The organism is Helicobacter suis (genome assembly GCF_902196135.1).
GTDB lineage: Bacteria > Campylobacterota > Campylobacteria > Campylobacterales > Helicobacteraceae > Helicobacter > Helicobacter suis_A.
The window spans coordinates 1-26,639 of record NZ_CABIKE010000002.1; the positions used below are offsets into that span (position 1 = coordinate 1).

Annotated in this window: 22 protein-coding genes, 2 tRNA genes and 2 pseudogenes; 10 read left to right on the forward strand and 16 right to left on the reverse strand. The window is 39.4% G+C overall.

Annotated elements, in window-relative coordinates; all coding sequences use genetic code 11:
• A pseudogene (locus tag G6Q06_RS01455) lies at positions 1-657 on the reverse strand (hypothetical protein); the annotation flags it as partial.
• An 83-nt stretch (positions 658-740) separates the two neighbouring features.
• Between G6Q06_RS01455 and G6Q06_RS01460 the strand changes: the two are divergent.
• Positions 741-1,295 (forward strand): phospholipase D-like domain-containing protein, encoded by a 555-nt coding sequence (locus tag G6Q06_RS01460; protein ID WP_205435748.1) that lies wholly within the window; start codon positions 741-743, stop codon positions 1,293-1,295.
• On the opposite strand, the gene G6Q06_RS01465 is transcribed toward G6Q06_RS01460, so the two are convergent.
• Positions 1,292-2,020, reverse strand: a complete 729-nt coding sequence (locus G6Q06_RS01465; RefSeq protein ID WP_163565503.1) for an outer membrane protein — start codon at positions 2,018-2,020, stop codon at positions 1,292-1,294. The genes G6Q06_RS01460 and G6Q06_RS01465 overlap by 4 nt on opposite strands.
• 87 nt (positions 2,021-2,107) lie before the next feature.
• Between G6Q06_RS01465 and flgH the strand changes: the two genes are divergently transcribed.
• From flgH to pseI, 5 genes are read left to right on the forward strand one after another with little or no spacing between them, the layout of a single operon-like run.
• On the forward strand, positions 2,108-2,833 hold the full coding sequence (gene flgH, locus G6Q06_RS01470) for a flagellar basal body L-ring protein FlgH (protein ID WP_205435757.1): 726 nt from the start codon (positions 2,108-2,110) through the stop codon (positions 2,831-2,833).
• Positions 2,833-3,528: a pseudaminic acid cytidylyltransferase gene (gene pseF, locus G6Q06_RS01475; protein ID WP_163565505.1), complete on the forward strand. Its 696-nt coding sequence runs from the start codon at positions 2,833-2,835 to the stop codon at positions 3,526-3,528. Before flgH ends, pseF begins: the two co-directional genes overlap by 1 nt.
• The gene (locus G6Q06_RS01480; protein WP_163565506.1) at positions 3,518-4,417 is read left to right on the forward strand and encodes a hypothetical protein; all 900 of its coding nucleotides are present in this window, start codon (positions 3,518-3,520) and stop codon (positions 4,415-4,417) included. Before pseF ends, G6Q06_RS01480 begins: the two co-directional genes overlap by 11 nt.
• Positions 4,411-4,983 carry a UDP-4-amino-4,6-dideoxy-N-acetyl-beta-L-altrosamine N-acetyltransferase gene (gene pseH, locus G6Q06_RS01485; RefSeq protein ID WP_163534375.1) on the forward strand — a complete coding sequence of 191 codons (573 nt, stop codon included), beginning with the start codon at positions 4,411-4,413 and terminating at the stop codon, positions 4,981-4,983. Before G6Q06_RS01480 ends, pseH begins: the two co-directional genes overlap by 7 nt.
• Positions 4,984-5,003: 20 nt before the next feature.
• The gene (pseI, locus tag G6Q06_RS01490; protein ID WP_163565507.1) at positions 5,004-6,020 is read left to right on the forward strand and encodes a pseudaminic acid synthase; all 1,017 of its coding nucleotides are present in this window, start codon (positions 5,004-5,006) and stop codon (positions 6,018-6,020) included.
• On the opposite strand, the gene G6Q06_RS01495 is transcribed toward pseI, so the two are convergent.
• Complete coding sequence (locus G6Q06_RS01495) at positions 6,002-6,460, reverse strand: transcriptional repressor (RefSeq protein WP_163564717.1); 459 nt, start codon at positions 6,458-6,460, stop codon at positions 6,002-6,004. The genes pseI and G6Q06_RS01495 overlap by 19 nt on opposite strands.
• A gap of 676 nt (positions 6,461-7,136) precedes the next feature.
• On the opposite strand from G6Q06_RS01495, the pseudogene G6Q06_RS08820 reads away from it, so the two are divergent.
• The 3 genes and pseudogenes from G6Q06_RS08820 to G6Q06_RS01505 all read left to right on the forward strand — a co-directional run.
• A pseudogene (locus G6Q06_RS08820) lies at positions 7,137-7,448 on the forward strand (methyl-accepting chemotaxis protein); the annotation flags it as partial.
• Positions 7,449-7,460: 12 nt separating this feature from the next.
• Positions 7,461-7,937 (forward strand): CZB domain-containing protein, encoded by a 477-nt coding sequence (locus tag G6Q06_RS08825; protein ID WP_240328728.1) that lies wholly within the window; start codon positions 7,461-7,463, stop codon positions 7,935-7,937.
• A 1-nt stretch (position 7,938) separates the two neighbouring features.
• The gene (locus G6Q06_RS01505; RefSeq protein ID WP_163565508.1) at positions 7,939-9,027 is read left to right on the forward strand and encodes an aminotransferase class I/II-fold pyridoxal phosphate-dependent enzyme; all 1,089 of its coding nucleotides are present in this window, start codon (positions 7,939-7,941) and stop codon (positions 9,025-9,027) included.
• Positions 9,028-9,162: 135 nt separating this feature from the next.
• Here G6Q06_RS01505 and G6Q06_RS01510 read toward each other — a convergent pair whose 3' ends face one another.
• Entirely contained in the window at positions 9,163-10,224 is a 1,062-nt protein-coding gene (locus G6Q06_RS01510) for an HrgA protein (protein ID WP_163565509.1), read from the reverse strand.
• A 214-nt stretch (positions 10,225-10,438) separates the two neighbouring features.
• Between G6Q06_RS01510 and G6Q06_RS01515 the strand changes: the two genes are divergently transcribed.
• Complete coding sequence (locus G6Q06_RS01515; RefSeq protein ID WP_430734572.1) at positions 10,439-11,482, forward strand: HoxN/HupN/NixA family nickel/cobalt transporter; 1,044 nt, start codon at positions 10,439-10,441, stop codon at positions 11,480-11,482.
• A 17-nt stretch (positions 11,483-11,499) separates the two neighbouring features.
• Here G6Q06_RS01515 and G6Q06_RS01520 read toward each other — a convergent pair whose 3' ends face one another.
• The 12 genes from G6Q06_RS01520 to G6Q06_RS01570 all read right to left on the reverse strand — a co-directional run bounded on the left by G6Q06_RS01520 (position 11,500) and on the right by G6Q06_RS01570 (position 26,565).
• Positions 11,500-12,684: a DUF2130 domain-containing protein gene (locus G6Q06_RS01520; protein ID WP_163533631.1), complete on the reverse strand. Its 1,185-nt coding sequence runs from the start codon at positions 12,682-12,684 to the stop codon at positions 11,500-11,502.
• A gap of 17 nt (positions 12,685-12,701) precedes the next feature.
• Positions 12,702-12,788 (reverse strand) — tRNA-Leu (locus tag G6Q06_RS01525).
• Positions 12,789-12,917: 129 nt separating this feature from the next.
• Positions 12,918-13,052, reverse strand: a complete 135-nt coding sequence (locus G6Q06_RS08695) for a hypothetical protein (protein ID WP_275896938.1) — start codon at positions 13,050-13,052, stop codon at positions 12,918-12,920.
• Positions 13,023-13,107, reverse strand: a tRNA-Leu gene (locus G6Q06_RS01530). The genes G6Q06_RS08695 and G6Q06_RS01530 overlap by 30 nt, the downstream gene beginning before the upstream one ends.
• 20 nt (positions 13,108-13,127) lie before the next feature.
• A complete protein-coding gene (locus tag G6Q06_RS01535; protein ID WP_034375811.1) occupies positions 13,128-13,439 on the reverse strand; it encodes a F0F1 ATP synthase subunit C in 312 nt (103 codons plus the stop codon).
• Between the two features lie 63 nt (positions 13,440-13,502).
• A complete protein-coding gene (locus tag G6Q06_RS01540; protein WP_163565511.1) occupies positions 13,503-15,512 on the reverse strand; it encodes a polyribonucleotide nucleotidyltransferase in 2,010 nt (669 codons plus the stop codon).
• Between the two features lie 20 nt (positions 15,513-15,532).
• Positions 15,533-16,192 carry a phosphoribosyltransferase gene (locus tag G6Q06_RS01545; RefSeq protein WP_163533629.1) on the reverse strand — a complete coding sequence of 220 codons (660 nt, stop codon included), beginning with the start codon at positions 16,190-16,192 and terminating at the stop codon, positions 15,533-15,535.
• A 1-nt stretch (position 16,193) separates the two neighbouring features.
• Positions 16,194-18,461 (reverse strand): LPS-assembly protein LptD, encoded by a 2,268-nt coding sequence (locus G6Q06_RS01550; RefSeq protein ID WP_163565512.1) that lies wholly within the window; start codon positions 18,459-18,461, stop codon positions 16,194-16,196.
• Positions 18,462-18,881: an RDD family protein gene (locus G6Q06_RS01555; protein WP_163565513.1), complete on the reverse strand. Its 420-nt coding sequence runs from the start codon at positions 18,879-18,881 to the stop codon at positions 18,462-18,464.
• A gap of 6 nt (positions 18,882-18,887) precedes the next feature.
• Positions 18,888-20,135, reverse strand: a complete 1,248-nt coding sequence (purD, locus tag G6Q06_RS01560) for a phosphoribosylamine--glycine ligase (RefSeq protein ID WP_163533626.1) — start codon at positions 20,133-20,135, stop codon at positions 18,888-18,890.
• 316 nt (positions 20,136-20,451) lie between these two features.
• Entirely contained in the window at positions 20,452-21,300 is an 849-nt protein-coding gene (locus G6Q06_RS01565; RefSeq protein WP_163565514.1) for a hypothetical protein, read from the reverse strand.
• Between the two features lie 1,455 nt (positions 21,301-22,755).
• The gene (locus G6Q06_RS01570) at positions 22,756-26,565 is read right to left on the reverse strand and encodes an Eco57I restriction-modification methylase domain-containing protein (RefSeq protein ID WP_240329152.1); all 3,810 of its coding nucleotides are present in this window, start codon (positions 26,563-26,565) and stop codon (positions 22,756-22,758) included.
• Positions 26,566-26,639 lie beyond the last annotated feature (74 nt).

The window sequence follows — 26,639 nt, forward strand, 5'->3', positions numbered from 1 at the left end:
TTCTTCTTTATGTTCTTCTTTATGTTCTTCTTTATGTTCTTCTTTATGTTCTTCTTTATGTTCTTCTTTATGTTCTTCTTTATGTTCTTCTTTATGTTCTTCTTTATGTTCTTCTTTATGTTCTTCTTTATGTTCTTCTTTATGTTCGCCATTTTCTGCTTGTTGCTCAGGAGTGCTTGAAGAGGCCTCATGTTCTCCGGGGACATCTAACAACCCTTTTAGTTGATCTAAACTTGAATCAATATCCTCTAAAAAATTTGTATCCGCATGCTGTGTTTGTTCTACTTGGGGACTTGGGGCTTGCTTAGGGGCTTGATCACTAGGAGAGGTGTCCATAACTCTTTGTAAAATATAAAGTACATCTGTGGGCAAAAAAGGCTTTTGGATACAATGGGTAAATCCCTCACACTCCTCCACACCCTTTCTATGCAAGAGTGCTTTAAAATGTACATTTTCTAAGTAGGGTTTGATTTGTGCATATTCCTCGCCACCTACAGCTGTATCATCTGCAAAAAAGAAATACGCATTATCTTCTTGTAGTAATGAAATAGCGTCCCTTACACGATCTACAGCCACTAGCTCTAGGTTTAACTTTTTAGCGATGTTTTCAAAAAGCTTACCCACCATCTTATTTTGATTGACTAACAGAATTTTCAAGGACTCTCCTTAAGCTAGGCTAGCTAAGCTGTGGATTATAATACAACTTCGCCTTTTTTTACTTTAACCATTAAGGATGTTATATGCGCCTCTTTAAAGCGTCTTGTCTATTTTCAGGTTTACTCGCTTTTGGCCTTAATCTGCAGGCTGATTCTACGCTATACATGCTCCCTTATGAACAAAATGAGGCGCTTAAAAGTTTGATTAGCGGGATTAATGCGGCTAAGAGTAATATCAATATTGCCATTTATAGCTTTACCCATAGAGAGATTAGCAAGGCCTTAAAAGATGCGGCTAGCCGCGGCGTGCGCATTAATATTATCTTTGATCGCAGTTCTAACATCCATAGCGAATATTCGGCAATGGGCTATCTTTCTAAGTATCGTGGGATTAATACTTGTATGCTTAGTGGCAGAGAAGCGCGTAAGTTTAGGCGTGGCAAGCATGATTATAAAGGCATCATGCACCAAAAACTAGCCCTCATTGATAACAACACAATCTTTTTAGGTTCGGCTAATTGGAGTAAAAACGCTTTTGAGAATAATTACGAACTCTTAATGAGAGATGACAACCCGGCTATTATCCAAAAAGCCCAAAGTTATTTTAAAAAGATGTGGGCGGAGTGCCAACACCCTTAAAAATGATAGCTATACCCTATGTAGAAAGCAAAAGTACGGCGGAAGGTGATGCTATAGTGGCTATCGCTGTAATAAGTGTGGTTGATTGTGGGGATTTTAAATCCAAGATCGATGCCATGTGCACCTACTACTAAGGCGCGAATCCCTACATCAAATAGAAACTGGAAAGCGCTCACACTAGGTTTAGCATCTGCGGGCAAACCCATAGCATTTTGCCCATTCACACCCATAAGCCAAGAATTTCCCGCAATAGCCACACCGACATAAAAACCCAAATCTAAAGAAATGTCATCGCGATAAAATGCCCCCTGAAAGAAGTTATAAAAAAAATCCGCCGCTGCCCCATAGGCAAGCATATTGTTGCTCCCATAGTAAGCCCCCCCTCCATAAGGGCTGCGTTTATAGCGCGCTCCATACCCATTCCAATCCAAAAAGGCATAATAGCGCATCCCAAACATCTGATCATCGCGGAAATAGCCCGTATACCCGATATTAAACCCTAGCCCATTAGCCCCAACATTCATGTCATTACGCCCCGGCTGAAAAACACTTGTAGCTGTGGCATTGGTTGTTAAAATAGTTACGGTACCTGTCTGGTAATTTGCACCGATAAATAAACCATCTTTCCAAGAAGTGTGTCTTCTGAATTGATCGCTAGGCTGTGCGTATAAAAACCCCGTTCCTAAGATCATTGTAAAAAACCACCCTAAATCCTTACTTCGCATATTTCTCCCTAAATCTTAATGCGTCTAAATAAAGCGCCATTATAGTATAATTTGGATACAAAATGTGCCAAATTTTTTTTAGAAAGGATGGTTGTGCTTATCCAATTCATTTCCCCCAAATGGTTGTTAATCCATGCGCTTTCTCTTTCTATGGCTCTAAGTGTAGAACCCGGGATTAAATTTGATCCGCCCGGCTATGTAGAGGACATGCCCTCTAAAGAATTTATCCCCCAAATTGCCAAACCCGGTAGTTTATTTGGGCAAGGAGAACGCCCCTTATTTGCCGATAGACGGGCTATGAAACCTAATGATTTGGTTACTGTGATGATCAATGAAAATGCTAGTGCTAATTACAGCGCCTCTAAAAATTACACCAACACCTCCAATGGCAACTCCACAGCCCCTAGACTTACCTATAATGGCACTAATCCTAATAAAAGAAACCAAGCCCAGTTTTTAGACGATCAAAGCAATTATAACCTCACCCAGTCCACCACCAATAACACTTTTAAGGGTGGGGGTTCGCAAAAGAAAAGCGAGGATATGAAACTCACAATCACTGCTAGAATTGTCAAAGTCTTAGAAAATGGTAATTATTTCATTTATGGCAGCCGCGAGATTTTAGTAGATGGAGAGAAACAAATCATTAAAATTAGCGGTGTTGTACGCCCCTTTGATATTAGCCGTAATAACACGATTGAATCTAAATACATCGCCGATGCTAAAATCGCCTACACCCACATCGGGAGCTTGAGCGCGAGTAATAAAAAGAAATTAGCTAGCGATGTGATGGATTCAAGCTTTCCCTTTTAATGCAACAGATCATTGCCTTAATCTTAGCTCGGGGGGGGAGCAAGCGCATTCCTTTAAAAAATATCACGCCTTTTTTAGGCAAGCCTTTAATTTCGCATGTAATCCAAGCGGTGTTAGAATCTAAGCTTTTTGCGCAGGTTGTGGTGTCTACTGATAGCAAAGAGATTGCACAAATTGCTAAAGCACATGGCGCATCTGTACCATTTTTGCGCCCTAAAAATCTAGCAGGAGATTTCACACCCACTTTAGAAGTGGTTGCCCATGCCATTAAAACCCTATCTATTCAAGAAAGAACTATGGTTTGTGTACTCTATGGTACTAGTGTTTTTCTGCGGGCTACTTACATTAAAAAAGCCCTTGAGATGTTAAAAAACAACCCCCATAAAAAGTACGCCTTTGCTTGTAGTGTTTATAGTGCCTCTCCTTATCGCTCTTTTAGTATCCAAGAAAACAACCCCACCCCGCTTTTTGTAGAAAACATGCCAAAACGCTCCCAAGATTTGCCCCCCCTTTATTACGATGTAGGCTTATTCTATTTAGGACAGGCTTTACATTTTAGTAATCTAGAGCCTATTTTAGCCCCCCACTCTATCCCGCTCATTTTGCCTCATCTTTATGTGCAAGATATTAATACGCCCGAAGACTTAGAATTAGCCACTCTCAAATACACCTTTTTAAAGACCCATGCAAATTAATATTTTTTGTGATGCCACGCCTCAAAGTGGACTAGGGCATTTAAAACGCATGCAAAAACTCAAAGCCCTTTTAGAAACAATGGGGGCACAAACAACCCTATTTGCCTCACACTCTACTAATCTACCCCTAGATTGGCACAAGGCTAGCCATGCTAAGGTGGTTATTGTAGATAGCTATTTAGCGCCCCCATCTTTTTATAAAACGATCTCTTCTAAGCTTGTGGTGTTTGAGGATATGCCACAAACATACCCCCCCCATGTCTTTGTGATCAACCCGGGGTATCAAGCCCACACCCGCTATACAAAAACAGCACAACAAAACCCGCGTTATTTTCTAGGCATTGATTTTTTACCCATTGATCCGCTCTTTATCTCCAAAAGTAAAGCGCTTAAACCCACCCTTTCTAAACTCTTTCTTTGCTTTGGAGGCAGTGATTTAGCTTTGCCCTTTTATCAAAAAGCCCTAAACTCACTCCAAAAAATTCCCTTAGAGATACACATAATCGCCCCTCTTAATATCATTCAAGCCCTACAAGTTAACTATCCACAAAGCCCTAAATACCGCTACTATGCCAATGCTTGCTTTAAAGACATTGCCTTTTTAATGCAAGAGAGTGATTTAGCTTTACTAGCAGGGGGGGGCATGCTTTATGAAGCTATTTTAAGTAAAATCCCCATTATTGCTATCCCCATTGCTTCTAACCAACAGCCCCAAGTACAAGCACTCAACGCGCAAGGATCATGCCATGCTAGCAGTTTAGAAGGGTTATTAGAGTCTGTGCAAATTTTAAGTCCACTGCGTAGTAGAGAACACATGCAAAAAGCTCAAGAAAAGTTAAAAATAGGGCATAAATTACATAAAACCATGCAAGAGATTTTAACATGTTAGATTCATCTACCTTTTGCCAAGAATTACTGCTTAAAAGTTTTGAAATCCCTTCCAATCCTTTTAAAAAATACCCCCCTCTGCTTGCCTGCCATTTTATCCACACAAGTGAAGACGAGCGTTTGCAAATTTTAGCCTTTAGAAACCACCCTAAAACAACGGCGTGGATGTATACAGAAGAAATCACCCTTGCCTCTCATTTGCACTTTATAGAACAACTCAAGCAGAGCAATAACAGCGCTTATTACCTCTTTAAACAAGGGGATTTATTGCTTGGAGTGGGATCGTTAAGCCGAATCCACCCCACGCATCGCCATGCTTTTTTAGGGATTTATAAAAACCCAGATTTAGAGCATGTGGGCGGGCAAATTTTAGATGCTTTAGAATTTATCGCCTTTTTTAAGATGCGCCTGCATTCTATCCACCTAGAAGTTTTAGCAACCAATAAACAAGCCATCACCTTTTATACCCGCCATGCTTACCGCAAGGGAGGGCTTTTCAGGGATTTTATTTACCGCCAAAGAAGTTACCACGATGTGTGGCTATTTTCTAAACTCTCGCCCCTCTAAACTTTTTAAAAAAGGCTATTATGATCCCTTTAATCGTTGCTGAATTAAGCTCTAACCATGCCAATTCCCTAGAAATTGCCCAAAAATCTTTAATCACCCTTAAAAATATCGGTGCAGGCGCTGTTAAGCTCCAAACTTATACCCCAGATTGCATGGCGCTTAAAACCCCTACGCGTATACAAGGCACGCTTTGGAATCAACAAAACCTCTATGAACTCTACAAACAGGCGGCCATGCCCTTAGAGTGGCATGCCCCCCTCTTTGAATTAGCCAAAAGTTTAGATTTACTTCTCTTTAGTTCTGTTTTTAGTCTAAATGGTTTAGAGCTTTTAGAAAGTTTAGAGTGTCCTTTGTATAAAATTGCTAGTTTTGAGATCACCGATTTAGAGTTAATTTATCACACCGCTAGTACGCAAAAACCTATCATTATCTCTACAGGGATTGCCACACACGAAGAAATTTTAGACGCCCTAGAAGCCTGCAATAAGGCAAATAATAGCGCTATTACTCTTTTAAAATGCACCAGCGCCTACCCTGCTCCATTAAAAGAGGCCAATTTGCTTTCCATGCCAAAACTACAAGAAATATACGGGGTTAATTATGGTTTAAGTGATCACACACTAGGAAATCTTAGCGCTATTATTGCCACTACTCTAGGCGCGCGCGTGATTGAAAAACATTTTATGCTAGATAAAAGTTTAGACACTCCCGATCGCGCCTTTAGTATGGATACAGAAGAATTTAGCCAACTGATTGAGGCCGTGCACGATACTGCTCTTGCCCTAGGTAATTCTAACCCCACTTTAAACCCGCATATTTTACAAGAGGGGCGTCAGTTTGCCCGCTCCCTTTTTGTGATCAAAGCGCTTAAAAAAGGCGCGATTTTTACCAAAGAAAACATTAAAGCCCTGCGCCCCAACACAGGCCTAGCCCCTAAATATCTCCCACAAATTCTAGGTAAAAAAGCCGCTAAAGATTTAGATTACGGCCATCCGCTTACTTTAGGAGATGTACAAGATTATCCATCCGCCCCTTGAGCCAAACACTTAGCACACACCACAAAAAGTTTCATGTCATGGCTGACAAGTTTAGCCTTATGCTCTTTTGCTACTTGGATTTGGCGCTCTTCAATTTCTAAATCCACAAATTCAATAATTTCTCCACAATGCAAACAAATGATGTGATCGTGGTGTTCTTTGGCTGCAATTTCATAGCGCCGCCCATTTTTATTCGTCTCTAAAGTATAAATAAAGTTTTCTTTCTCTAAAAAATTTAGGATACGATAAACGGAGGAAATGCTCGTATTTTTATCATTGAGGCGGATACTTTGGGTGATCTCCTCTGGGCTTAAATGAGTCCCACTCTTATAAAGCACGCTCACCACTTCCTCTCTTTGCTTGGAGTTTTTTAAACCATTTTTCCTAATAGAGATACGCAAACGCTCTAAAATAGACTCTAAAGTTTCCAATCGCTGCATATAATAATCCCCTTGCTTTCAAGAATAATACCCCATGCCCTATTGATAACAGACTAAACAAAAGATTATAACATTTTATCTTAAATCCGCCATGTGCCTATATAATGCTAAGAATTTGTAGTGTATAATGGATATTTAATCTTGCTTCAAGGGGTTTGGCATGTTTTTTGGCAAGGGTTCAACTAAGCAATTAGAGGATAAAGACGCAGAGATCAAGTCTTTACAAAAAAAGTTAGATTTTTATAGACAGCTTGTGGATTTATGTAGCCATATGGGCTTTATTGGGGTTAGAGATCACAAGATCGTGTTTAAAACGGGGGAGATTGTCAACATGGAAGGGATTGATAGCAAGGCTAGCGATCTCTCTAGTTCTAATGCGGACTTTAGCCTTAATAACCGCCTGTATAAAACCAAAAGCCAAAACATTGACGGGACGCTTTATCACTCTGTAATGCAAACCTCTGATCTGCTCATTGAATGTGGTAAAAACCAAACCTTTAACCTCTACCACACCAGCATGCGCGAGGGGCTTGAAGAACTACAAGCCACCATGCAAAATATCTTTAAAAACACAGATGATCTCTTCCGTGCAGCAGCTACGGGTGTAGAAAACTCCAAAAACACCATTGAAAAAGTGGATAAGGCCAATGAAAACATCACTAGTTTACATGAAAAAATGCAAAGTGCCACTTCTCTTGCTGATTCGCTTAGTCAGCGCAGTAGCGAGATCACTCAGGTGATTTCTCTTATTGATGATATTGCCGAGCAAACTAATTTATTAGCCCTTAATGCCGCCATTGAAGCCGCACGCGCGGGTGAACACGGCAGAGGGTTTGCGGTGGTGGCTGATGAAGTGCGTAAACTTGCTGAAAAAACCCAAAAGGCCACAAAAGAAATTGCTGTGGTGGTTAAATCCATGCAACAAGAGGCTAGCGATATCCAGACTAACACACATGAAACCAATAGCATTGCTGAGGTCATTAAAGATGATGTCAATAACATGCGATCTCTTCTACAAGGCTCTTTAGTAGCAGCCGATACAGCCAACTATTCCATTGAAAATCTCAATAACTTAGCCTTTTGTTGTTTGGCTAAAACCGATCATGTAGTCTATAAAGGTAATCTCTATGGCGTGATTTTTGATATTCCTAATCACTTTAAGATAGTAGATAATCATAACTGCCGTTTAGGCAAATGGTATTACGAAGGCGATGGAAAGAAACATTTTTCTCACATGCCTAGTTATCGTAGCATGGAGGCATGCCACAAAGAAGTACACGACAGCGCCAACGCCCTTGTTGAGCAACTTAAAGATCGCAGCAAAGTCAGTTCTGAGACAATTGAAAAGGCTGTTAGCGCTGTTGAGAGAAGCTCTAAAGAGGTGCATAATGCCATTGATAGAATAAGCCAAGAAAAATCAGAGGAGTTACAAAAAAAGATCGCCAGCATATCAGAAACCAACCCTTCAAATACCTAAGTTGTTCTTCTCTGCTCTCAAGGCTTTAAACCGCGCTTGTTTGCACCGCAAGCGCCGGATCTACCCACCGGGGCTTGCAGACTTTGCCTCCAATGATTATTTAGCTTTAGGATCGCACAAAGGTTTATTACAAGAAGCTTTTAACATTTTATCAAATCTACCCTCCCACGCCCCCAAAGCTTCTATGCTTGTTAATGGTTATTATCCCTTGCACCAAGAATTAGAAAATTACCTTTGTGATCTTTTAGGGTTTGAAAGTTGTGTGTTAGTGGGGAGTGCTTTTTTAGGCAACCTTGCCCTTATAGATGCTTTGGTGCGTAAAAATGATTGGCTTTTAATGGATGCACACTACCATGCTAGCGGACAATTTTTAGCTAAAAAATCCCCCAATACCCTTTTTTTTGAACACAATAGCCCGCAAGATTTAGAAGCCAAACTAAAAATTTGCCACAATAAAGGCCAGCTTTTCATCGCCATAGAGGGGGTGTATTCTATGAGTGGAGAGATCGCGCCTTTAGAAATTTTAGAAATTGCAGAAAACTATAAGGCGTATTTGATTTTAGATGAAGCGCATAGTTTAGGTAGTATAGGGGAGCATTTATTAGGGCTTTTAGATCACTATAAGTATAAACCTACAGAAAAAATGATTTTATTAGGGGCTTTTTCTAAGGCTTATGGCAGTTATGGGGGATTTATAGCAGGGTCTATGGAGGTGATTGACTTTTTATGTAACCGCGCAAAAAGCATTCTTTACACCACAAGCCCCTCTTTGCTTGATACCGCCTTAAGCCTTGTTAATCTCAAATATCTTTATAGCAACACAAAACACTACCAAGAAATTTTAAAACAAATGCGCGCCTGTTTAGATCGCTTTAATTGGCACACACAGAGCAATATTTTTACCCTGCCCTTTACAAATTCTACCGCTTTATTAGAGATTCAAGATCGCCTGATTCAACATGGATTTTTATGCGCGGCTATCCGTCCCCCAACCACAGCAACCCCCCTTTTACGCCTCTGTTTAAATATCCAGCCCCAAAGAACTTTAGAGCTTTTAGAGGGTTTGTGTTATCTGCTGTGCTCAAAATAATTAAAACTCATATAAACCGCTAATATTAGAAATTAAATAGGGCGCGCGCTTAAAAATATATCGTCCACCTAAAAATATTCACTTTTGCTGGCGCTTGTTGGATATTGTGCACAAGTGCATCAAAAAACAGGGATTTTAAAAACTTTTAGATTCAAGATATTTAGGGTGTGGGCTGAGCATACCTTTTTCTTTCATATACTGCTTTAGTTTTTCCTTATTCATCACTTCGTCAAAACCTTTAATTTCTATGTTACTGGTCCCCCTTGTTTTGTGGTGGGAGTTAATAATCCTCACAAGTTCTTCAAAATCCTTGTTGTTACATAGTTCAGAAAGCATAGTTTGATCTAACCCATCTTTGGTTTTAGCTTTTAAAAGTACTTTGCTATCCTCTATATTCGTTAGATTAAGAAAGATTACCCCTATCCCGAAACTGGTGTTTAATCGTGTGAGTAATTCCATGATTTTACTTTGATTATCATCTATCTTTCCTACTACCAAATAACCCTCATGTGCCCATGAACTATTGCTAATGGCTTGAAAGTAGTATTCACGGCAATCACTCAAATTTTTGATTTCTTTTTTAAGCTCAAAAGAGATCAATGTAAAAGGTACTTTATCAAAGTGGACTACAAATTCCTGCAAAACCTTATTACCAAGTTTGTCATAACTAAACTTTACACCCACCATATCTGGATGAAGCCATTCGTGTTTACCCTTTTCCTTACCTTTTGTTGTAGTGTGATTGATAGTTTTTATAGATAAATCTAACTTGTCGTGGGCAAAATATGCTAAAAGCGGGTGTAAGTCTCTCTCATTGTAACTTTTAAATGGTGTCGTGGTTTTAGTGGCACTCTTAGTAGGATTTTTTGTAAAAGTCTGCGTGATCTCCTTGTTTATACCCCACTCTTTTAAAGCGATAGTGAGGGGTTTATCTTTAAATTTTTTAAAAGGTAATTCTTCATTGTGATCCTTTTTAAGCGCGCCTACAACAGAACCTCGAACACTATTTCGCCTTTCAGTAAATCTTTTTACTAATTCTGGGGTAACAAGGTGTTTTTTCGACTCGTCTCCTTCCCAAGCTGATTTGAGTTCTTTATACTGACTACAAATCTCCCAAGGAGTCAAAGATGTTTTGACTTTTTCAAGTACAGCTACTATAACATTTATAGTGTCTTTATTCATTCCTTTTTTACTCATTGACTATCCCCGGGTAAATAAAAAGTTATTGATATAAAACAAACGACAGGCCTAATTCTACCACATTGGATAAAATTTTAAAATCCCAAAAGACAGAGTCTCTATTTGGCTAGCATATTAATAATATCTTTGTCAAGAAAGTTTAAAATTCAGTGAGGTAGTTAATCATTGCACCATAAAAACACTATTTTTACACACTATCTATTTGGCATATATGCTAAAATATTACAAAATTTTAAAAAATAAGGTTGTAAGCGTGTACTCGTGGCTACCCTATGTTTTGGGGATTGTTTTTTTGCATGTCTTAGGAGTGGGTTTATTAATTTTGGCAAATGAGCCTCATTTTTATTCATTGGCAATAACGGCTTATTTACTTGGCTCTAGGCATGCCTTTGATGCCGATCACATTGCCTGTATTGATAATACAATCCGCAAACTTTCCCAGCAAAAACAAAATGCTATGGGTGTGGGCTTTTACTTTTCTATGGGGCATTCTAGTGTGGTGATTTTAAGTATTGTAGTTAGTGCCTTTGCAATTGGCTGGTTTGAAAGGCATGCGCCTGCTTTTAAAGAAGTAGGGGGCATTATAGGAACTTTGGTTTCTGGCCTTTTTTTGATCCTTGTGGGTCTGTTAAATGCCTTTATTTTAATGGATTTATTTAAAGTATTTAAACAACAAAATAACCATTATGATCAAGAAGCCTTAGAAGCCCTGCTACAAGAACGCGGACTTATAAATCGCTTTTTTAAACCCTTATTTGTCTTTATCTCTAAAAGCTGGCATATTTATCCTATTGGCTTTTTATTTGGTCTGGGTTTTGATACGGCTAGTGAAATCGCGCTTTTAGCCCTTTCAGGGGCTGCACTTAAAACAAGTATTATGGGCATGCTCGCCTTGCCTATTTGCTTTGCTGCTGGCATGAGTTTATTAGACACTTGCGATGGGATTTTTATGCTTAAGGCTTATGACTGGGCATTTAAAACACCCCTGCGCAAGATTTATTACAATATCACTATTACGGCTTTAAGTGTACTAGTGGCCTTAGTAATTGGGGGTGTAGAACTCTTCCAAGTTTTAAGCCAAAAAATGCACTGGAAATTTCATGGAGTACTAGGGTATTTACAAAACCTAGATTTTGGGCATCTTGGCTATTATTTGGTGGGTATGTTTGTGCTAGTTTGGGCAATTTCTTATGGGATTTGGCATTTTGGAAAGATTGAACAAAAATGGGGGCAATCTAGCAAAATAGATCACTAAAAATAACCTTGAATTTTCTATTGCTTAAACTCTAAGGCCTGCAAAGCTGGCATGCTTAAGCCAGCAATGCCTTCTAAAGATCCATAAGTCTGGCTGATAAGCGATAAAATCTGATCGATTCGTTTCTCCTGTTTAGCCCAATGTTTTTGCATAGCCTGTTTTTCTTTTCTCAAATCCTCTTGCATCTGCATAAAATTCTCTACAATGCCTTGTATTTGCAGATTAAACTCTGTGCTTGTTAAGTAATGATAAAGCGAGTGTGCTTTATCTGCTTTATCTTCTTGACTTTTTTGTACTAAGGCTATCCGTTCTACCATGGCACGCAAAAGCACACTTAAACCCTTAAATTCCTCAAAAGTACACACATAAACCCCCTCTAATAAACCCATTCTCTCCATTTCCTTAGGCAAGATAGCACTCACCAAGACCCCTACCTCTGCTCCCTCTACTTGCATATCCTCCTTGAGTTTAGCAACCCACTCTTTATTAAAATTCTTTGTATTCTTACTCTCATAACAAATAGTCCCGCAAAAAAGCCCCTGTCTTGTATAAACCTTGTGTAAGCAATCCGCACCCCTTTGACCCTTTTTAATATCCTCAATGCTATCTAGGGGGAAATGAACGCGCAAATACTCCTCAATAACCCTCTCCTGCGCCTCACCTTGGAGTTGTTGAGAAGTACTCTCAGCGCGCTTTTGTATTTCTAGTGCGCTCTGCTTAAGCTGGTTAATCTGCTCCTCTTTTTCTTGGAGTTTGATCTCATAATCAGCTTGGAGGCGCTCTTTTAGTTGCTGTAATTGTGTATTTAATTGTGCGGCACTTTGTGCCTCTATTGCAGCGCGCATCTCCTCCTTATCTCGTTTTAATTTTTCGTTTTCAGTTTCTAGTGCGTACATCTTTTTTAATTGATTAGATTTTTCCGTATTTTCTTTTTGTAGAAGTTCTAAAGCCTCTTCTTGTTCGCGTTTGACTTTCATACGAATAGAATCGTATAGTTCTTGCCGTTCTTTTTCTAAGGCTCTAGCCACGCCCTCTTGTACCTGCTTGTCAAGAGCCTTTTTTTTCTCTTCTAAATTTTTAAAAGCTTGTTTGTATTCCTGCCTTTTGGCCTGTACTTCTTGCTCAAAATGAGTTTTTTCCTCTGCTAAAAAGTCGCTTGCATCAATGGATTTATGGCAATGAGGACAGATTAAGTTTTGCATGCTGTTTCTTTAATGTGTGGTACCAAAAGTCGGACTCGAACCGACACGGAGTTGCCTCCACCAGATTTTGAGTCTAGCGTGTCTACCAATTCCACCATTTTGGCTCTTTTAACACCTTTTTTCTCGCCTACACCGCCTCAAACTTGAAAGGGTTATTTGAAAAAAACCTTTAAAACCTGCGGTTTTTCCTGTAGTTTTTGATCTTCCCTTAGTCTTTTTAGGGTTTGGCAAGACTATGGAAAAACCTTTTCCCATAAATCGCGGTTTTCTCTTTGTGGCTTTTCTAAAAAAGCCGTTTTCTCCTGCGGTTTTCCCCCGTAGTTTTTTAAGCGGTTTTCTGGTGCACTGGGCGAGAGTTGAACTCGCACGGGTTACCCCACCACCCCCTCAAGATGGCGTGTCTACCAGTTCCACCACCAGTGCAAGAGCCCCCTCCTCTTTTTTTAGGCCAAGAAAGGGTTACTATAAATAGCCACGATAGCAAACACTAAGGTATAAATCACTTGTGCTTCAATCATGGCCATAGCAATAAACATCGTAGTGAGTAACTTACCGCCAACACCTGGGTTGCGCGCTGTACCCGTAATGGCTGCAGCAGCTGCATTGCCCATCCCTATTGCACCCCCGCAGGCTGCCACTCCTAAGCCCACTACCGCGCCTACAACGGAATAGGATTTAATCATATCTGTTCCGCTTATATCCGCTCCAAAGACCAGCCCCACCGCTCCTAAAAAGAAAAGCACAACAAACTTCATGGACTCAACAACCTCGCTCAATTGTTAAAATTTTCACAAGTCTTAATTATAGCACCATTAAGCTTAAGTTAAAATGACATGTACCTTGCCCTGCTCTATTTTAGAAACCTGACAGGTTAAAGAGGTATCTGGCTTTAAATTTTGCCAATCTAAATCTTTAAGATCACTCTTGTGTAGCAGGGCTTGGCCACCCCCACTTAAACGCACAAATACACCAAAATCCACCACCTTTTTAACCCATGCCTGCACTTGTTCTCCAGCTACATAAGAGGGGATTTCTAGAGATTTTAAAATAAAATCTTTGGCTTTTAATACCGCTTCTTGAGCGCCATGTACACACACTTGCCCGCTTTGTTTATCTAAATCAATTTGCACAGCAAAGCGCTGTAAAATTTCTTTAATATTCTTCCCACCTGTGCCTATAAGGGCGCTGATTTTAGAGGATGGGATATAAAAACTCTCTGAGATAGGCATAGCTTTTGTATTAATGGGCATGATCTGTGCTATCTCTTGCATGCGCTCTAAAATCACCGTGCGGGCTTGTTTGGCTTGTTTTAAAATTTCACCCAGCCACTCTAAGCAAATGCCAGATAACTTAGTATCCATTTGCATCGCTAAAACCCCTTGATGGGTACCGGCAATTTTAAAATCCATATCCCCTTGCATGTCCTCTAAAGCGCTAATATCACTTAAAATAGCATACTTATCCCCCTCTACCATAAGCCCCATTGCCACACCGGCTACTAAATCGCGTGTATCAATCCCAGCTGCTTTTAAAGCCAAAGAACCCGCGCATACACTCGCCATAGAACTAGAACCATTGGATTCTAAAATTTCAGAAACAAGGCGAATCACGGGGTGTTGTTCTGGTAATGTGCTCTCTAAAGCCTTTTGTGCCAAATGCCCATGCCCTAATTCGCGACGGCTCAATGCACCCATAGGCATGGCCTCACCCACACAAAAGGGAGGGAAATTATAATGCAACATAAAGCGCTCTTTAGTGGGTGTTTTTTCATAAGTGCCTAGCCCTTGTTTGGCATCGTTTTCACTCCCTAAAGTACAAGCCACTAGGGCTTGGGTGTGCCCGCGCTCAAAAAGCACGCTAGAGTGGCAGGCAGGTAAAAGATTGGTTTCTATATAAATGGGGCGGATTTGTGTGAGAGTACGGCCATCGGGTCGTTGTTGTTTTTCTATGATCTCTGATCGCAGATGGGCATACAAACATGTTTGTAAAGCTAATTTGAGTTCTTCTAAACTCACTTGTTGGCCTTCTAGGTTGAGTTCTTCGGCTATTTTTTGGATTAAATCTTGTACTTGGGCGTTGCGTTCGCTTCTAGCCATTAGGCTTGAGGTTTCTAAAATAAGGGTTTTAAAGCGTGAATTGAGTAAATCTATGAGGGCTGTATTTGGTTTAATGGGGTCTTTAATAGAGAGACTTTTTGGTTTTCTATGGGGGGTGAAGTGGTGGTAATAGTGCGCGCAATACTCTTGTATTTCTGTGTGGGCATGCCTAATTAAATCTAATAGTTTGGATTCTTCTAAAGCATATTGGCAATCTTTTACCTGCATTTCTATCATTAAAATAGCCTCCGCATTCCCCACCACTAATAAATCCAAAGACTTAGCCGTATCATTTAAACGCAAGGCATGGATAGTTGTATCTACGCCAATATTGGCTAAATAAAGCGCATTGCTAGCAGCATTGAGTGCACAAACTTGTAAATCGCTCTGGTAATCATAACTGAGTACTAAAAGAGTGATCTGGGTGGGGTAGGTGTATGCTTTAGGGAAGAGAGGGCGTAAACTGCGATCAATAAGGCGGGAGGTGAGGGTTTCAAAGGAATCCATTTTTCCTTCTCGTCTTAAAAAGTTGCTTGGAAAACGCCCAACTGCATAAGCCCTTTGGGCATATTGCACACTTAGGGGTAAAAAATCAGCTTCTGTGTGTTGTCTATCCACCACTACGCTAGCTAAAATCACTGTGCCTTTATAGCGATAAAGTAAAGCGCTATCTGCTGTCTTAGCTACATAATCAATTTTAAATTCCTGTCCGTTAATTTCAATGTTTTGCATAAAATCCTTTCAATTTAAATTTATAACGCTTTTAAAATTTCTCCAATTTCATGTTCTTCAGTATCAATAGAGGATTTGTAGTAGTGTTCCACACTGACAAAATATTCAGGGCGATACACACTAATCACTCCATCGCAAAGCAAAGAGAGAGCATCGGCTACATTTTTGGGCAAAATGGGGGTGAGAACATAAATATTTTTCGTGGATTTAGCCATGCAAGTTTGAATCGCAAGATTAGCCGTCATGCCCGTTTCAATGCCATAATCTACAATGAAAACATCTTTATTCTCTAAAGACCAAATCGTATTGCCTTTGCGGTATTTATAGATTTTAGAGAGAATTTCTTCTTCATAAACCCGTTTAGCCTCGCCATAAACATAGTCTAAAGTGATTTCAAAAGAGTTAATCAAATTTTCATTCATAAGAATACCCATGTTTTCACTCACTAATGCGATCTCACATTCGCGGTTTAAGGGGGCATAAATAGGGGCTGTGAAGAGAAAATCTAAAGCCGTCCCTAGTTTTTTAGAAAGTGCATGGGCAAATTTTAAACCTTTTGTACTGGTAACAAGTACAACGGCATTTTTGGTGTCTAAATGCCGAATGAGGATTTCATTCATGAGTTGGTTAAGCGCATCCTCAGGGCTAGCAAACATGAAAGAATCGACCAAATTACCCATGTTATCTACTCTTTAATGAACGGTAGGTAAGACTAGTTTTAGTGATTGGAGAAAAATCTAAGGTAAACTTGACATAGTTATTTTCATAAACTCTTAAAGGATCGCTTGGGTTACTTGTTAATACAGGGCGGCGCTGGTTGACAAACTCTAAGCCAAATCCAAAACAGCGAATCTTTTTGAAAATCCCAATATTCCAATTGAGTACGACATTATTTTCAATATCATAACCTATAGAGGTCATGAAAGAAAACCATCTAAAATCATTACTCAAGCCTGCTTTGATGTAGTTAGAATTGTTAGTAGAAATTTTATCAAGGGCAGTTTCATTAAAATTCTTTCTTAAATAGTAAGAAATATTGGCGCTTAAAAATTTATGGGTGTAGTTTGCATTAATAGAGGCCTCAGTTAGGCTGTTATAAAACCAAGAGTAAAAAATTGTGCCATAAATATCCAAACCTCTTAGAGGGGAAAAGCCAATTTTACTTTCCATAGGACTCTGAGCAATAGAGGTAGGGTTAGCAAAGTCAAGTACCTGACTGATACGCCAATAAAGCAATTCCTGCCCATTGAGTCCATAAAGATATTGGGTGAGATTTAAATAAAGTTGGCTATTAGAAGGGTTTGGGCTAAAGAGTAAAGAGGGATTCCACACAGCATCATAAAGATGACCTTGATAATCATATTGGGTAAGGGTATCATTAGTGTAGCTATTTTGAGCCAAAGCGCTAAGGGTGTACATATCAGAGTTAAATAGCCCATTTGCAAAGGTGTAGTAGGCCCCACTTAATACGGCTTGTAGCTGGATTGTGTGTAAAAGTTTATGGTATTCGCGCGCTAGATCGCTATTAAGGTAGAGAGCATAGCTACTAGAAAAGTAATTCCCAAATTCTCTAGACTGGTTGCCCACCTCAGGAATGTAGCTAGTTTTTTGATTTGAAATGGCTAAGTTACTCAGATCAATCGTATTCCATAGCCCTACAGAGAGATATTTTTTAAAGAGAGAAAATTGCAACCCTAAGGGCACATTGATCGTATTTTGTACATAACCATAGCCCACTGGCCGCACCACATTATGGAACTGGTAGTCTAAAGAGTAAAGGAGATGTTTCCAGCCTAAGGTGTTTAAATATTTGTGGTATTGCAAATTAGGCAGGGATTGGAAGGTTTCATTATTATTAATCTTGTTGAGGTTTAAAAAATACCGGAGATAAAAGCCATAAAAATGGTTATTAGTCTGGACATAGTAATTTACCCGCGACATGTGCGTCGCGTCTGTGATGCGTTTGTTGACCTTTTCAAAGCGCACATAGTCTAAGTCATTCATATAAAGAAAATCTATATAAGAGGCATTATCTAAAGACTTTTTGAGTCCAAAATATTTTTGCAAAGTCTGGCGGCTTGCACTGAGCATTTCAAGCCCGTAGATATTTTTATTACGCAAATCATATTTTTTAGCGTAGGCGTTATAGTTTCTAAAATAGCGCATGTTAAATAAAAATTTATCTTGATGAGAATTAATCCAACGGGCTTGAAAATTCATGCCTAACCCGCGTTTAGAACGGATTTGGGGGACAAAAGTCATGTCCCATGAATTTTTAGGGGCGATGTAGATAGGTTGTAGATAGATAAAACCGGCTAAGTTTGAATCACTAAATTCAGGATAGAGTAGTCCGCTAGAGCGTTTATTACTTGTAGAAACAAAGGCATAGGGAAAATAAAATATGGGGATTTGGCCTAGATAAACTTTAGGATTCCAAAGAGAAAGGTGGGATTTATCCACATTATAATGGCCAGAGGAAGCGTTGACATGCCAAATAGGGTTTTGAATATCACAGCCTGAAGTGGTAAGGTTTTTAATATTGTATCTATTTTGTTTGGCATGGGCAATATCAGCGCTGATCCAAATCCCTGTAACGCTATCTTGTACATAAAAGGGAAAGATGAGTTCGTATTTTTTATCTAATTTAATCTTGATATGTTCACCTTGTACTAAAAGCCCCTCTCCACGATAAACCTTAACATGCCCATCTATCGTGGCTTCTTTCTTTTGGGTGTCATAGATTACGCGATCGGCTAGAATGTAGACATCATAATTGAGTAAAACAGCATGCCCAGTGGCCACTACAATATTATTTTTAGAATCCACGCGATCGGCTAATAACTCAAAAATCTTATGGTTTTTCTTGTTAAATTTTTGCACAGCCACTTGCTGCTTACTAAAAAGTACACCTAGCAATAAACAAATGATAAAAGTACCGCGCCACAACACTCATTTAGACACAATAACCAAAGTTTTGGCATGCCGGTCATGGAAAGTACGGCTAAATTTATCCTTAAAACAATAAGCTAAAGGAAAAAATAGCAACGCCTCTTTATACAAACAACGCTTCATGCGCGCAAGAAATGGGGGTTTATCTAAACTACTCACATCTAAGATACGCAAGTGGAAAACTAACTTACCAATACTGTTACCCAAAAAACCCATCAATAAACTTTCATAAAGAATATGCAAACCAAAGAAAACACACAGAAAGCGTAAAAAGATAGGGTGTAAAGGCAAATAGGGGTGTAAATCCCAAGTTAGAAAGCTCACCCAAACTAAATCCACCCCATAAGCCCCCACACGCCACGAAAAGGGGGCCATCACAAGATGTTCTTTATAGAGTCGTTCTTCTAATTTGGCTTCCATGCGCCTCTAAAGCGATCCAATATCTTCGCGAAACTGCATGCCTTCAAATTGTACCTTTTTAACTAAGTTATAAGCGTGGTTTTTAGCCTCACTTAGCGATTTACCCCAGCCCACGCACACACACACCCGCCCCCCAGAAACCAAAAATACCCCATTTTCTTGAATAATCTTGCCTAAATCCAAATGGGCATTTTTTTCATTCATAGGATCAATATAAACATTTTGCCCCCCAGAAATTTTATAAGGGTAATCTTTAGAAGCCAGTACAACGCCTAGTGTATGCTGGGGGTGTAATTCTAATTCTATTGTATCTAAACGATCCTCTAAAGTTGCCTCCAATAAATCTAGTAGAGGCGTTTTTAACAAGGGCAAAAGCACGCTACACTCAGGATCTCCTAAACGGACATTAAACTCAAGCAAATAAGGTTCTAATTGCCCCTCTTGTTCAACCACCATAATCCCGGCATAAAGCACCCCTATAAAAGGCGTGTCCGCCTCTACCATTGCTTTTAACGCCGGTTCTATAATTTGGCTTGCAATCTTGTTTTTTAAAACCTCATCGCATAAACTTGAGGGCGCAAAAGCCCCCATTCCACCCGTATTTGGCCCCTCTGGGGTGAGTTTTTTATAATCATGGCAGGGGGGTAAAAGAAGATAGTTTTGGTGGTGCACCAAAGCAAAGATAGAGAGTTCAAAACCTTTTAAATATTGTTCTACTAACACTTTTGAGTGTTTTTCTTGTAATAAGAGTTGCCCCAATATTTGTTTGTATTCCTCTTCACTCTGGACCACCACCACGCCCTTACCCCCAGAAAGCCCATCAACTTTAACCACTAAGGGAAAGCCTAAAGCTGCAACCTGTTCTTGTGCTAAAGTGTGATCGCGCACGATACAGTAAGGGGCTGTTGGGATGTGGTATTGCGTGGCTAGATTTTTGGTAAAACTCTTAGAGCCTTCTAGGATACTAGCCTTTTTACTGGGGCCAAAAACAGCAAGACCGGATTCTTTAAGCATGTCAGCCAAACCCCCCACTAAAGGTTCTTCAGGTCCAATTACGACTAAATCAACACCCTTTTGCAGGGCAAAATCTACAATTTGGGCATATTCTTCTAAAGGGATATTTTCGCCAATGCTTTGAGTCCCACCATTGCCCGGGCAAAAATACAGCTCACTTATGCGCGTATCCTCTTTTAATTTGCGTCCCAAAGCATACTCGCGCGCTCCGCCCCCGATAATTAAAATTTTTTTCTTCATTTACGCCCTATTTTTAATCACCCAAACGACCGTTACTTGTGTGCGTAGTTCAAAGAAGCTACAAGAGGCCAAGAGGATCTTTTTAGGGGGCAAACACCAGATGCCCATCACACCAAAACCACTACTGACAGCCTCACAAAGATGGATAAAAGAACTTGCCATTTTAAGAAACACGCATCGCCCAGGCTTTAGCGCCATTATACTAAATTTTACTTAAGTGTGCTATCTGCTAACAGCTTTAACTTTGGCTAAGTAAATTAGGGCGCTAGATTAAAAGTTTTGTACTCCAATTTTGGGGTATCTATTTTAGAAAGTATCAATCTAAGTTATGGATATTACTAATTAGATTATAAAGAAACCAACTATCGCCATTGATAAAGGTTTGTGGTTTGGCTCTTACACCGTCTTTATGGACACTAATCCCGTCTGAGTAGGGCGTAACAGAGATGAGTTTAGCAAAGGGAATTCTTAAACTCTTAGATTTGCCGCAAAAATAGAGGTGCTTAGTGGTGATAGCTAGTAAGCCAGTATCTATATAGGAGAGCTGTTCTTCTTGGATTTTATGCCCCTTAAATGCCCCAACCCGGTAGTACACACCCTTAGCAATTCTTAAACTCACGCCTTGAGATCCTCCCACATACCGGCTTGTAGTCTTCATCTCAAAATACTGAACCCCATTTTCTACCCAAATCAATTTTTCATTTTTCATAAACACAAAGGGTAGAGAATCGCCTACAATATTAATTCCTGTGGGCATCACACCCTCACAGACATGCCTTAAAATTGAACCTTGTTTGAGCTTGGTATAGTAGCCATTGGAGTCTAAATCCTCTTGAAAGAGATGAAAGAAAGTATTCAATTTAAAAATATTCTCTTCCTCTTGCTCAGTTAAAAGCCCATCCTCAAGGGCTGTGTGGATAGCAGCCTCAACCCCCTTAATAAGCAAATCTCTTTGCAAAGATTGATCAATAAAACTTTCTTGGGCAATTTGCTGGATACGCCCTTGTAGATTTTCTAAATCCTCTGGACTAGTTGCTTGGTTAATGTAATTATCTTTGATCGCATCTTGAATAGCCTTTTGACCCTCTAGGTGCTCTCTTTGGCACTCTTTATGTTTACGCCTTAAAAACCCCGCCTTTTGCCCACAAAAGATACAAATACCCACGACAAAAACTTTCTTACTTTAATTTATAAGCTACTACTGGCCTTCCTCTAAAAACCCTGATCATACCATGCCCTAAGTTAAAAAATAAACTCTAGTTTTATCCTGACCTTCACAATATGCTTTTTTACACTCTTTAGTAAGTACCAGACCGCTAAAAGTACAGCTATTAAAAAAATAGCGCTATCTCCTACAAATCCAGCCAAACCAAGCAAAAACGCCCTTTTTGCCAAAAAGCTCCGCCACAAAAGGAAGTATTAAGGAGAAGTAAGACAAAGATCACACCAAAGAAAACACCACAGAGTAAACCCCGATCAAGCTTTGCTAAAAACCTACCAAAGATCAAGCCCTGCCAAAAGGATTAAGAAACCCCAAAAACCCACGCTTTAAGATCAAACTCCACTTTATGGGGAGTTTTGCTAAGAGAAAATTTTGCTAAGAGAAATCCCCGCCTAAGAGAAAGCTAAAGGGAGCTTTGCCTAAGAGAAACCCCCGCTTTAAGCGCAAACTCCACTTATAGAAAACTACACTCAAAGAAAGCCCCGCCCCGCAAACAAACTAGTCTTTAAAAGTAAACTTCACCTAAGAGTGGCGCATTTAATGGGGAGTTTTGTTTTAAAAAAACCCCACTCAATAACAAGTTTTACTCAATAGTAAGCTTTGCTTAAGAAGAAGCTACACTAAAGAAAACTCCACCACAAAAAAGCCTCACCTAAGATTAAAAACTCCTACTCAAGCCCCCCCGCTTTAAGATCAAACCCCCCAATGGCAAGCTTTGCTAAAGAAAAAACTACGCTCAGAGGGGAGTTATACCTTAAAGAAAACCCACTCAAAAGAAACCCCCCTCAAGAAAACCCCCGCTTTAAGCGCAAACTCCACTTAATAGGAAACTACACCTAAAAGAAAACTACACCTATTCAAGAAAAAGCTACGCTAAAAGCAAACCCCACATAAGATCAAGCCCGCTAGAAGCTATACTAAAGAAAAATCTCAGCCAAAGCGAAAGCCATGCTAAAGAAACCTTCCAAAGAAAAGCCTGAGTTAAGAGTAAGTTCTACTTCGAATCAACCCCGTTAAAACCCCCAAAAAGAAAAACCCGTCAAAAACCCACATAAGATCAAGCCCGCTAAAGCTCTATCAAAAAACCCCCTCAAAGAAAACTACACTAAAGAGAAACTAAACCTAAGAGAAAGTCCCTAAAGAAACCCCCCACAGAAAAAGCTAAGGGGAGCTTTTTAAAGAAACCCCCCGCTTTAAGATAACCCCCCAAATAGCAAGCTTTGCTAAAGAGAAATCTCCGCCTCAAAAAATCCCCGCTCAAGAGAAAGCTACGCCTAAAAGAAACCCCCTAAAGAGGAAGCCACGCTAAAAAACCCCTCAAAGAGAAAACTACGCTCAGAGGGGAGTTATACCTCAAAAAAAATCCCATTTCAAAACCCCCCCCCTCAAGAAAAAACCCTAAGAAAAATCCCCGCTTTCTGTCCATAAACTTTTTAAAGCGGCGATAAAGCCCGGTTGTTTTTTGGCTAAGACTTTAAAGGAATCTAAGAGGTGAAAAAATTGTGCTTGGCTTAGGCCATACACTTCCCGGGCGATTAAAATATCTAATTTAGCGCGCTTAATATCATAAAGTTTAGAGGTTTTAGGCACATCAAGCCGCCCTTGTATTTGTACTTTTAGTGCCTCAAACTCTCCGGCTGTGTCGTTAAAAAGTTGGCACTCTAGCGCGCTTTTTGCAATCTGTAAAAAAGTGGGGTTATTTTCTATTTCTGTTAGGCTTGGCTGAGGCAGGGGGAGTTCAAGAAGGCAGGTTTTGGTGATATTGATTTGTGCACGCAGGCGTAAGATAAAATCTAACACCAAAGAATTTAAAAGCCCTAGTACAAAGAGTAGTTGCAAAGGTTTTATTTCTACAATGCCCTTTTTAGTGTAAATATAGGGAATACTTAAAAACATGCTATTCCCGGCCACACAATTTTTAGCCACCAAACTCACAATTAAACTACGCTCATTTGTATCGCTAGCCACCTCTCTATAACCTAGCCTGAAATATTGGTGTTCAAAGGCGATTTTGCCGGTATAGCCTGCTTTTTTAGCCCGAAAGATCTCTTTACTTTGTAGCCTTTGCTCAAGTTTGGCGCGCTCTACTTTATAGCGCGGCTGTGCAAAGCGCGCGTTAAACTGGTGGATATATTTGCCCTCTAAAAGCAGAAGCGTCTCGTTTTCACCCGCGCCTCCTGTACCGGTTTTCTTTGTTTTTAAAGCCTCTTGATTCATAAATAAATCCTTATCATTGCTCATGTCTAATTCGCGCCTAAAATCCAGCCACGCTGTGCTGAGTTTATTAAACCGTGTTTCGCAGTGTTTGGCAATTTCTAAATCTAGCGCATTTCTAACCTCTTTAAGCGCTCTTTTCTCTGTGTTTAAGAGTTCTTTAACAGGGATTAACAGGGGCTTTAATTCTTGAATTTGCTCTATTTGTTCCAAATAAAAGAGGGTTTTAATGCTTTTTTCCGGTTTAGCTTTTTTGTTAGAAATACCAAGCAGGGCAAATTTATAGCAGCGATGCACATCTTCAAAAATCTTTTTGCGATTCTCAAAGCTATAGAAAAACTCTAGGCTAAATTTTTCTAAAATAGCTGATCGTAGTTTGATACTGCCCTCCTCTAGCATTAAAGCACTCGGAATGACCACACAAAGCCGCGCCCCCTTTGCTAATAACCCTAATTGGCGCTCAATAAAAAATCTAAACAAATTGCTATCGCCTACGCCTCTACTGAGGGGGTAGTGGGTTTTGTAATAGGCATTTAGGGTTTTGATGTGTTCTTTTTCTTGTTCAAATTGCTCTTTAATGTAGAGCTTATCCAAAGCATTTAGGCGCAACTCCTCTTGTTCTTTAAGACTAAGCTTTCGGTAATTACTCCTTAAACTAGCAAAAAACTCGCTTGCATCAAATTTTGTTTTCTCCCAAGGGGGGTTACCCACAATGGCATCAAAACAAATTTGATTATTCTGCACCACCTCAGGAAATTCAATTTCATAGTTAAAAAACCTAAATTTTAAGGCATAGCGCTCAATAAAATTTTTCACCGCCTCCCCCTCTTGCAAAAGTTTATCTATTCCTTCTTCGTTAAAATTTTGGCCATGTTTTTCCCACCATTGCCGATCTTTATGGTTTGTAGGCAAACCTTGTATGAGTTTGTGGGTGTTGTAAAAATTTAAATAAAGATTGAGTTTATCTAAAGTGGGTTTAGCCCTGTTAAAGAGTTCTTTAGAATGTTCTATTTCCTCTGGTGTGGTGTCTTTGATATTGGTTAATGTTTTAAAATCCTCCTGTAGCTTTTTAAACTCCTCAAGAAAGTTTGGAGCAAATACACTTCCTTGATAGGCTATAGAATTTTTAATCTGACCTGTTTCTCTTAAAAATTCTTTAAATTCCTCTAAAGTACAACCTAGCAAGGCATCGCCACATCTAAGGTGGGGTTCTAAAAAACTTAGTGGCGTGCCAAAAACAAAGCTATCAATCCAAAGCGCGAGTTTGGCTAGTTCAATTGCAAAGGGGTTTTTATCTATGCCATAAATTAAGTTTTTAAGCACCAAGCGCTTAATCAAAGCGCCCTCATCCAGCGGGAAACTGGGAGCGCATTTTTTAATCTGCTCCTCTACAATTTGTTTTTCTTGTTCTAAAAGAGGTTTTAAAGAAGGGAATTCACCACTTAATGCTCTTTGGCTCACTTGGTGCAAGCTTTCAATTAAAAAAGCCCCCGATCCACAGGCATTATCTAGGATTTTAAAATTTAAGATATTAGAATCATTTAACCCGACTAAGGCTTGTTTGACTAATTCTTTTGTGATTTTTTCTGGGGTGTAAAAACTCCCGCTACTTTTACGCGAGTTGGCGCTATTTTTTAAATAAAGCTGGCCTTGTGTGTAGTGTTGGGTACTCTTGGGTTTTTCTTTAATATTTTTAAGATCGTAGCTATCAAAATAACCCTCATTTGTGGCATACACGCAATAATACAGCTCCTCACTAGCTAGGGCAAATTTAAAAGAAAGCAACCCCTCATAAATGCTACCTAAATGCGAAATACTTAAAGTAGAATAACCCCGCTTATAGCCTTTTTTATAGTCATAATAAAAAAGTTTGATCAGAATGCGCTTGAGTAGGGTGTCATTGATGATTTGGCCTTTTTTAAAAAGTGTACTTTTAGATTCTTCAAAAAGCCCGCCATTAAAAAGAGGCATGGAATAATTAGCATTGCCCGCGTTATAAACCCTAAAAATCTCCTCTAAACGCGCCATTCCTACAAAACTAGCGCTATTTTCCCCCCATTTTTTATCCTCTAACAAAGTATATAAACTCAAATAATGAGAAAGGGCGGGGTGATCTTTAAGGCTATCTAAAAATCTATCCTCAAAGTAGGCAATAAAGAGTAAGCGGAATAAAAAATATAGGGTGTTTTCATAGATATTTTTTAAAAGAATCTCTCTTTCTTCCTCTTTAGTTTGTTTGGCATAAACAGCAAAAAGCGCTGCGCCGATGTCCTCAAAGAGCGAATCCTGCCCATTTGTGCCATAAATTAAACTAGATAAATCTTGCTCAATTTGTACAATATTTTTTGCGTTACACTCTAAAGTCTTTTCTATAGGGCTATCTTTGGGGGTGAAGTTTTGCGCGCTGAAAAGATGATAGAAGTATAAAAACTCTTCTAAATCCTGATTTTGTAAAATCCCCTCTAAATGCACCTCAAAAAAGACTTTATGGGTAGAAAGGGTACTGGTGTTATAAAAACGCCAAAAACGCCCATTAGTCAAAAAGCCATAATCATGCCTTAAGGCATTGCAGTAGTGTAAAATCTGGTAGTGGGGGTTGTTTTCTACCTTGCCATTATCTAAGATCACAGAGCAAGCCTTACTCTCTAAAATCACGGCAAAATGTTCATTACTCGCCCGTCTTAAATCTCTTTCTAATGCGCTGTATTTGGATAAACACTCTTTAGTAGCAAAAAGTAAAAAGTCTGGTTTTTCTAACTTTCCTTGAATGATCTTTTCCTCTTGGCGTAAAAATTGCCAACCTAAGATTTCAAGCACAGGGGCAATAAAGCTATCTTCAAACTGGTGTTCGTTGCTTTGTGTGTTTAAATTAAGCGCGCTCATGCGATCTAAAGCTTGTTTAGCCTGTGCTTGACTTTGATCAAAGTGATAAAGAATAGGAAATTCTTCGTTTAAGGTGTAGGGAGTAAAGAGATTGTTTGTGATAAAACGCATGGGAATCTTTCTTAAAAATAAAGGCATTGTAACAAAAGAGGGGTTAATGTGGGTTGAGAGGTTTTAACTTTGTT

Coding starts and splice junctions, on each gene's coding strand:
- pseF (WP_163565505.1), top strand. CDS start 2,833: ATGCAACAGATCATTGCCTTAATCTTAGCTCGGGGGGGGAGCAAGCGC.
- G6Q06_RS01535 (WP_034375811.1), bottom strand. CDS start 13,439: ATGAAGTTTGTTGTGCTTTTCTTTTTAGGAGCGGTGGGGCTGGTCTTT.
- G6Q06_RS01545 (WP_163533629.1), bottom strand. CDS start 16,192: ATGGGTAATTTGGTCGATTCTTTCATGTTTGCTAGCCCTGAGGATGCG.
- G6Q06_RS01555 (WP_163565513.1), bottom strand. CDS start 18,881: ATGGAAGCCAAATTAGAAGAACGACTCTATAAAGAACATCTTGTGATG.
- G6Q06_RS01465 (WP_163565503.1), bottom strand. CDS start 2,020: ATGCGAAGTAAGGATTTAGGGTGGTTTTTTACAATGATCTTAGGAACG.
- G6Q06_RS01570 (WP_240329152.1), bottom strand. CDS start 26,565: ATGCGTTTTATCACAAACAATCTCTTTACTCCCTACACCTTAAACGAA.
- G6Q06_RS01520 (WP_163533631.1), bottom strand. CDS start 12,684: ATGCAAAACTTAATCTGTCCTCATTGCCATAAATCCATTGATGCAAGC.
- G6Q06_RS08825 (WP_240328728.1), top strand. CDS start 7,461: ATGCGATCTCTTCTACAAGGCTCTTTAGTAGCAGCCGATACAGCCAAC.
- G6Q06_RS01480 (WP_163565506.1), top strand. CDS start 3,518: ATGCAAATTAATATTTTTTGTGATGCCACGCCTCAAAGTGGACTAGGG.
- G6Q06_RS01540 (WP_163565511.1), bottom strand. CDS start 15,512: ATGCAAAACATTGAAATTAACGGACAGGAATTTAAAATTGATTATGTA.
- G6Q06_RS01460 (WP_205435748.1), top strand. CDS start 741: ATGCGCCTCTTTAAAGCGTCTTGTCTATTTTCAGGTTTACTCGCTTTT.
- G6Q06_RS01515 (WP_430734572.1), top strand. CDS start 10,439: ATGCTAAAATATTACAAAATTTTAAAAAATAAGGTTGTAAGCGTGTAC.
- purD (WP_163533626.1), bottom strand. CDS start 20,135: ATGAAGAAAAAAATTTTAATTATCGGGGGCGGAGCGCGCGAGTATGCT.
- pseH (WP_163534375.1), top strand. CDS start 4,411: ATGTTAGATTCATCTACCTTTTGCCAAGAATTACTGCTTAAAAGTTTT.
- flgH (WP_205435757.1), top strand. CDS start 2,108: ATGGTTGTGCTTATCCAATTCATTTCCCCCAAATGGTTGTTAATCCAT.
- G6Q06_RS01495 (WP_163564717.1), bottom strand. CDS start 6,460: ATGCAGCGATTGGAAACTTTAGAGTCTATTTTAGAGCGTTTGCGTATC.
- G6Q06_RS01510 (WP_163565509.1), bottom strand. CDS start 10,224: ATGAGTAAAAAAGGAATGAATAAAGACACTATAAATGTTATAGTAGCT.
- pseI (WP_163565507.1), top strand. CDS start 5,004: ATGATCCCTTTAATCGTTGCTGAATTAAGCTCTAACCATGCCAATTCC.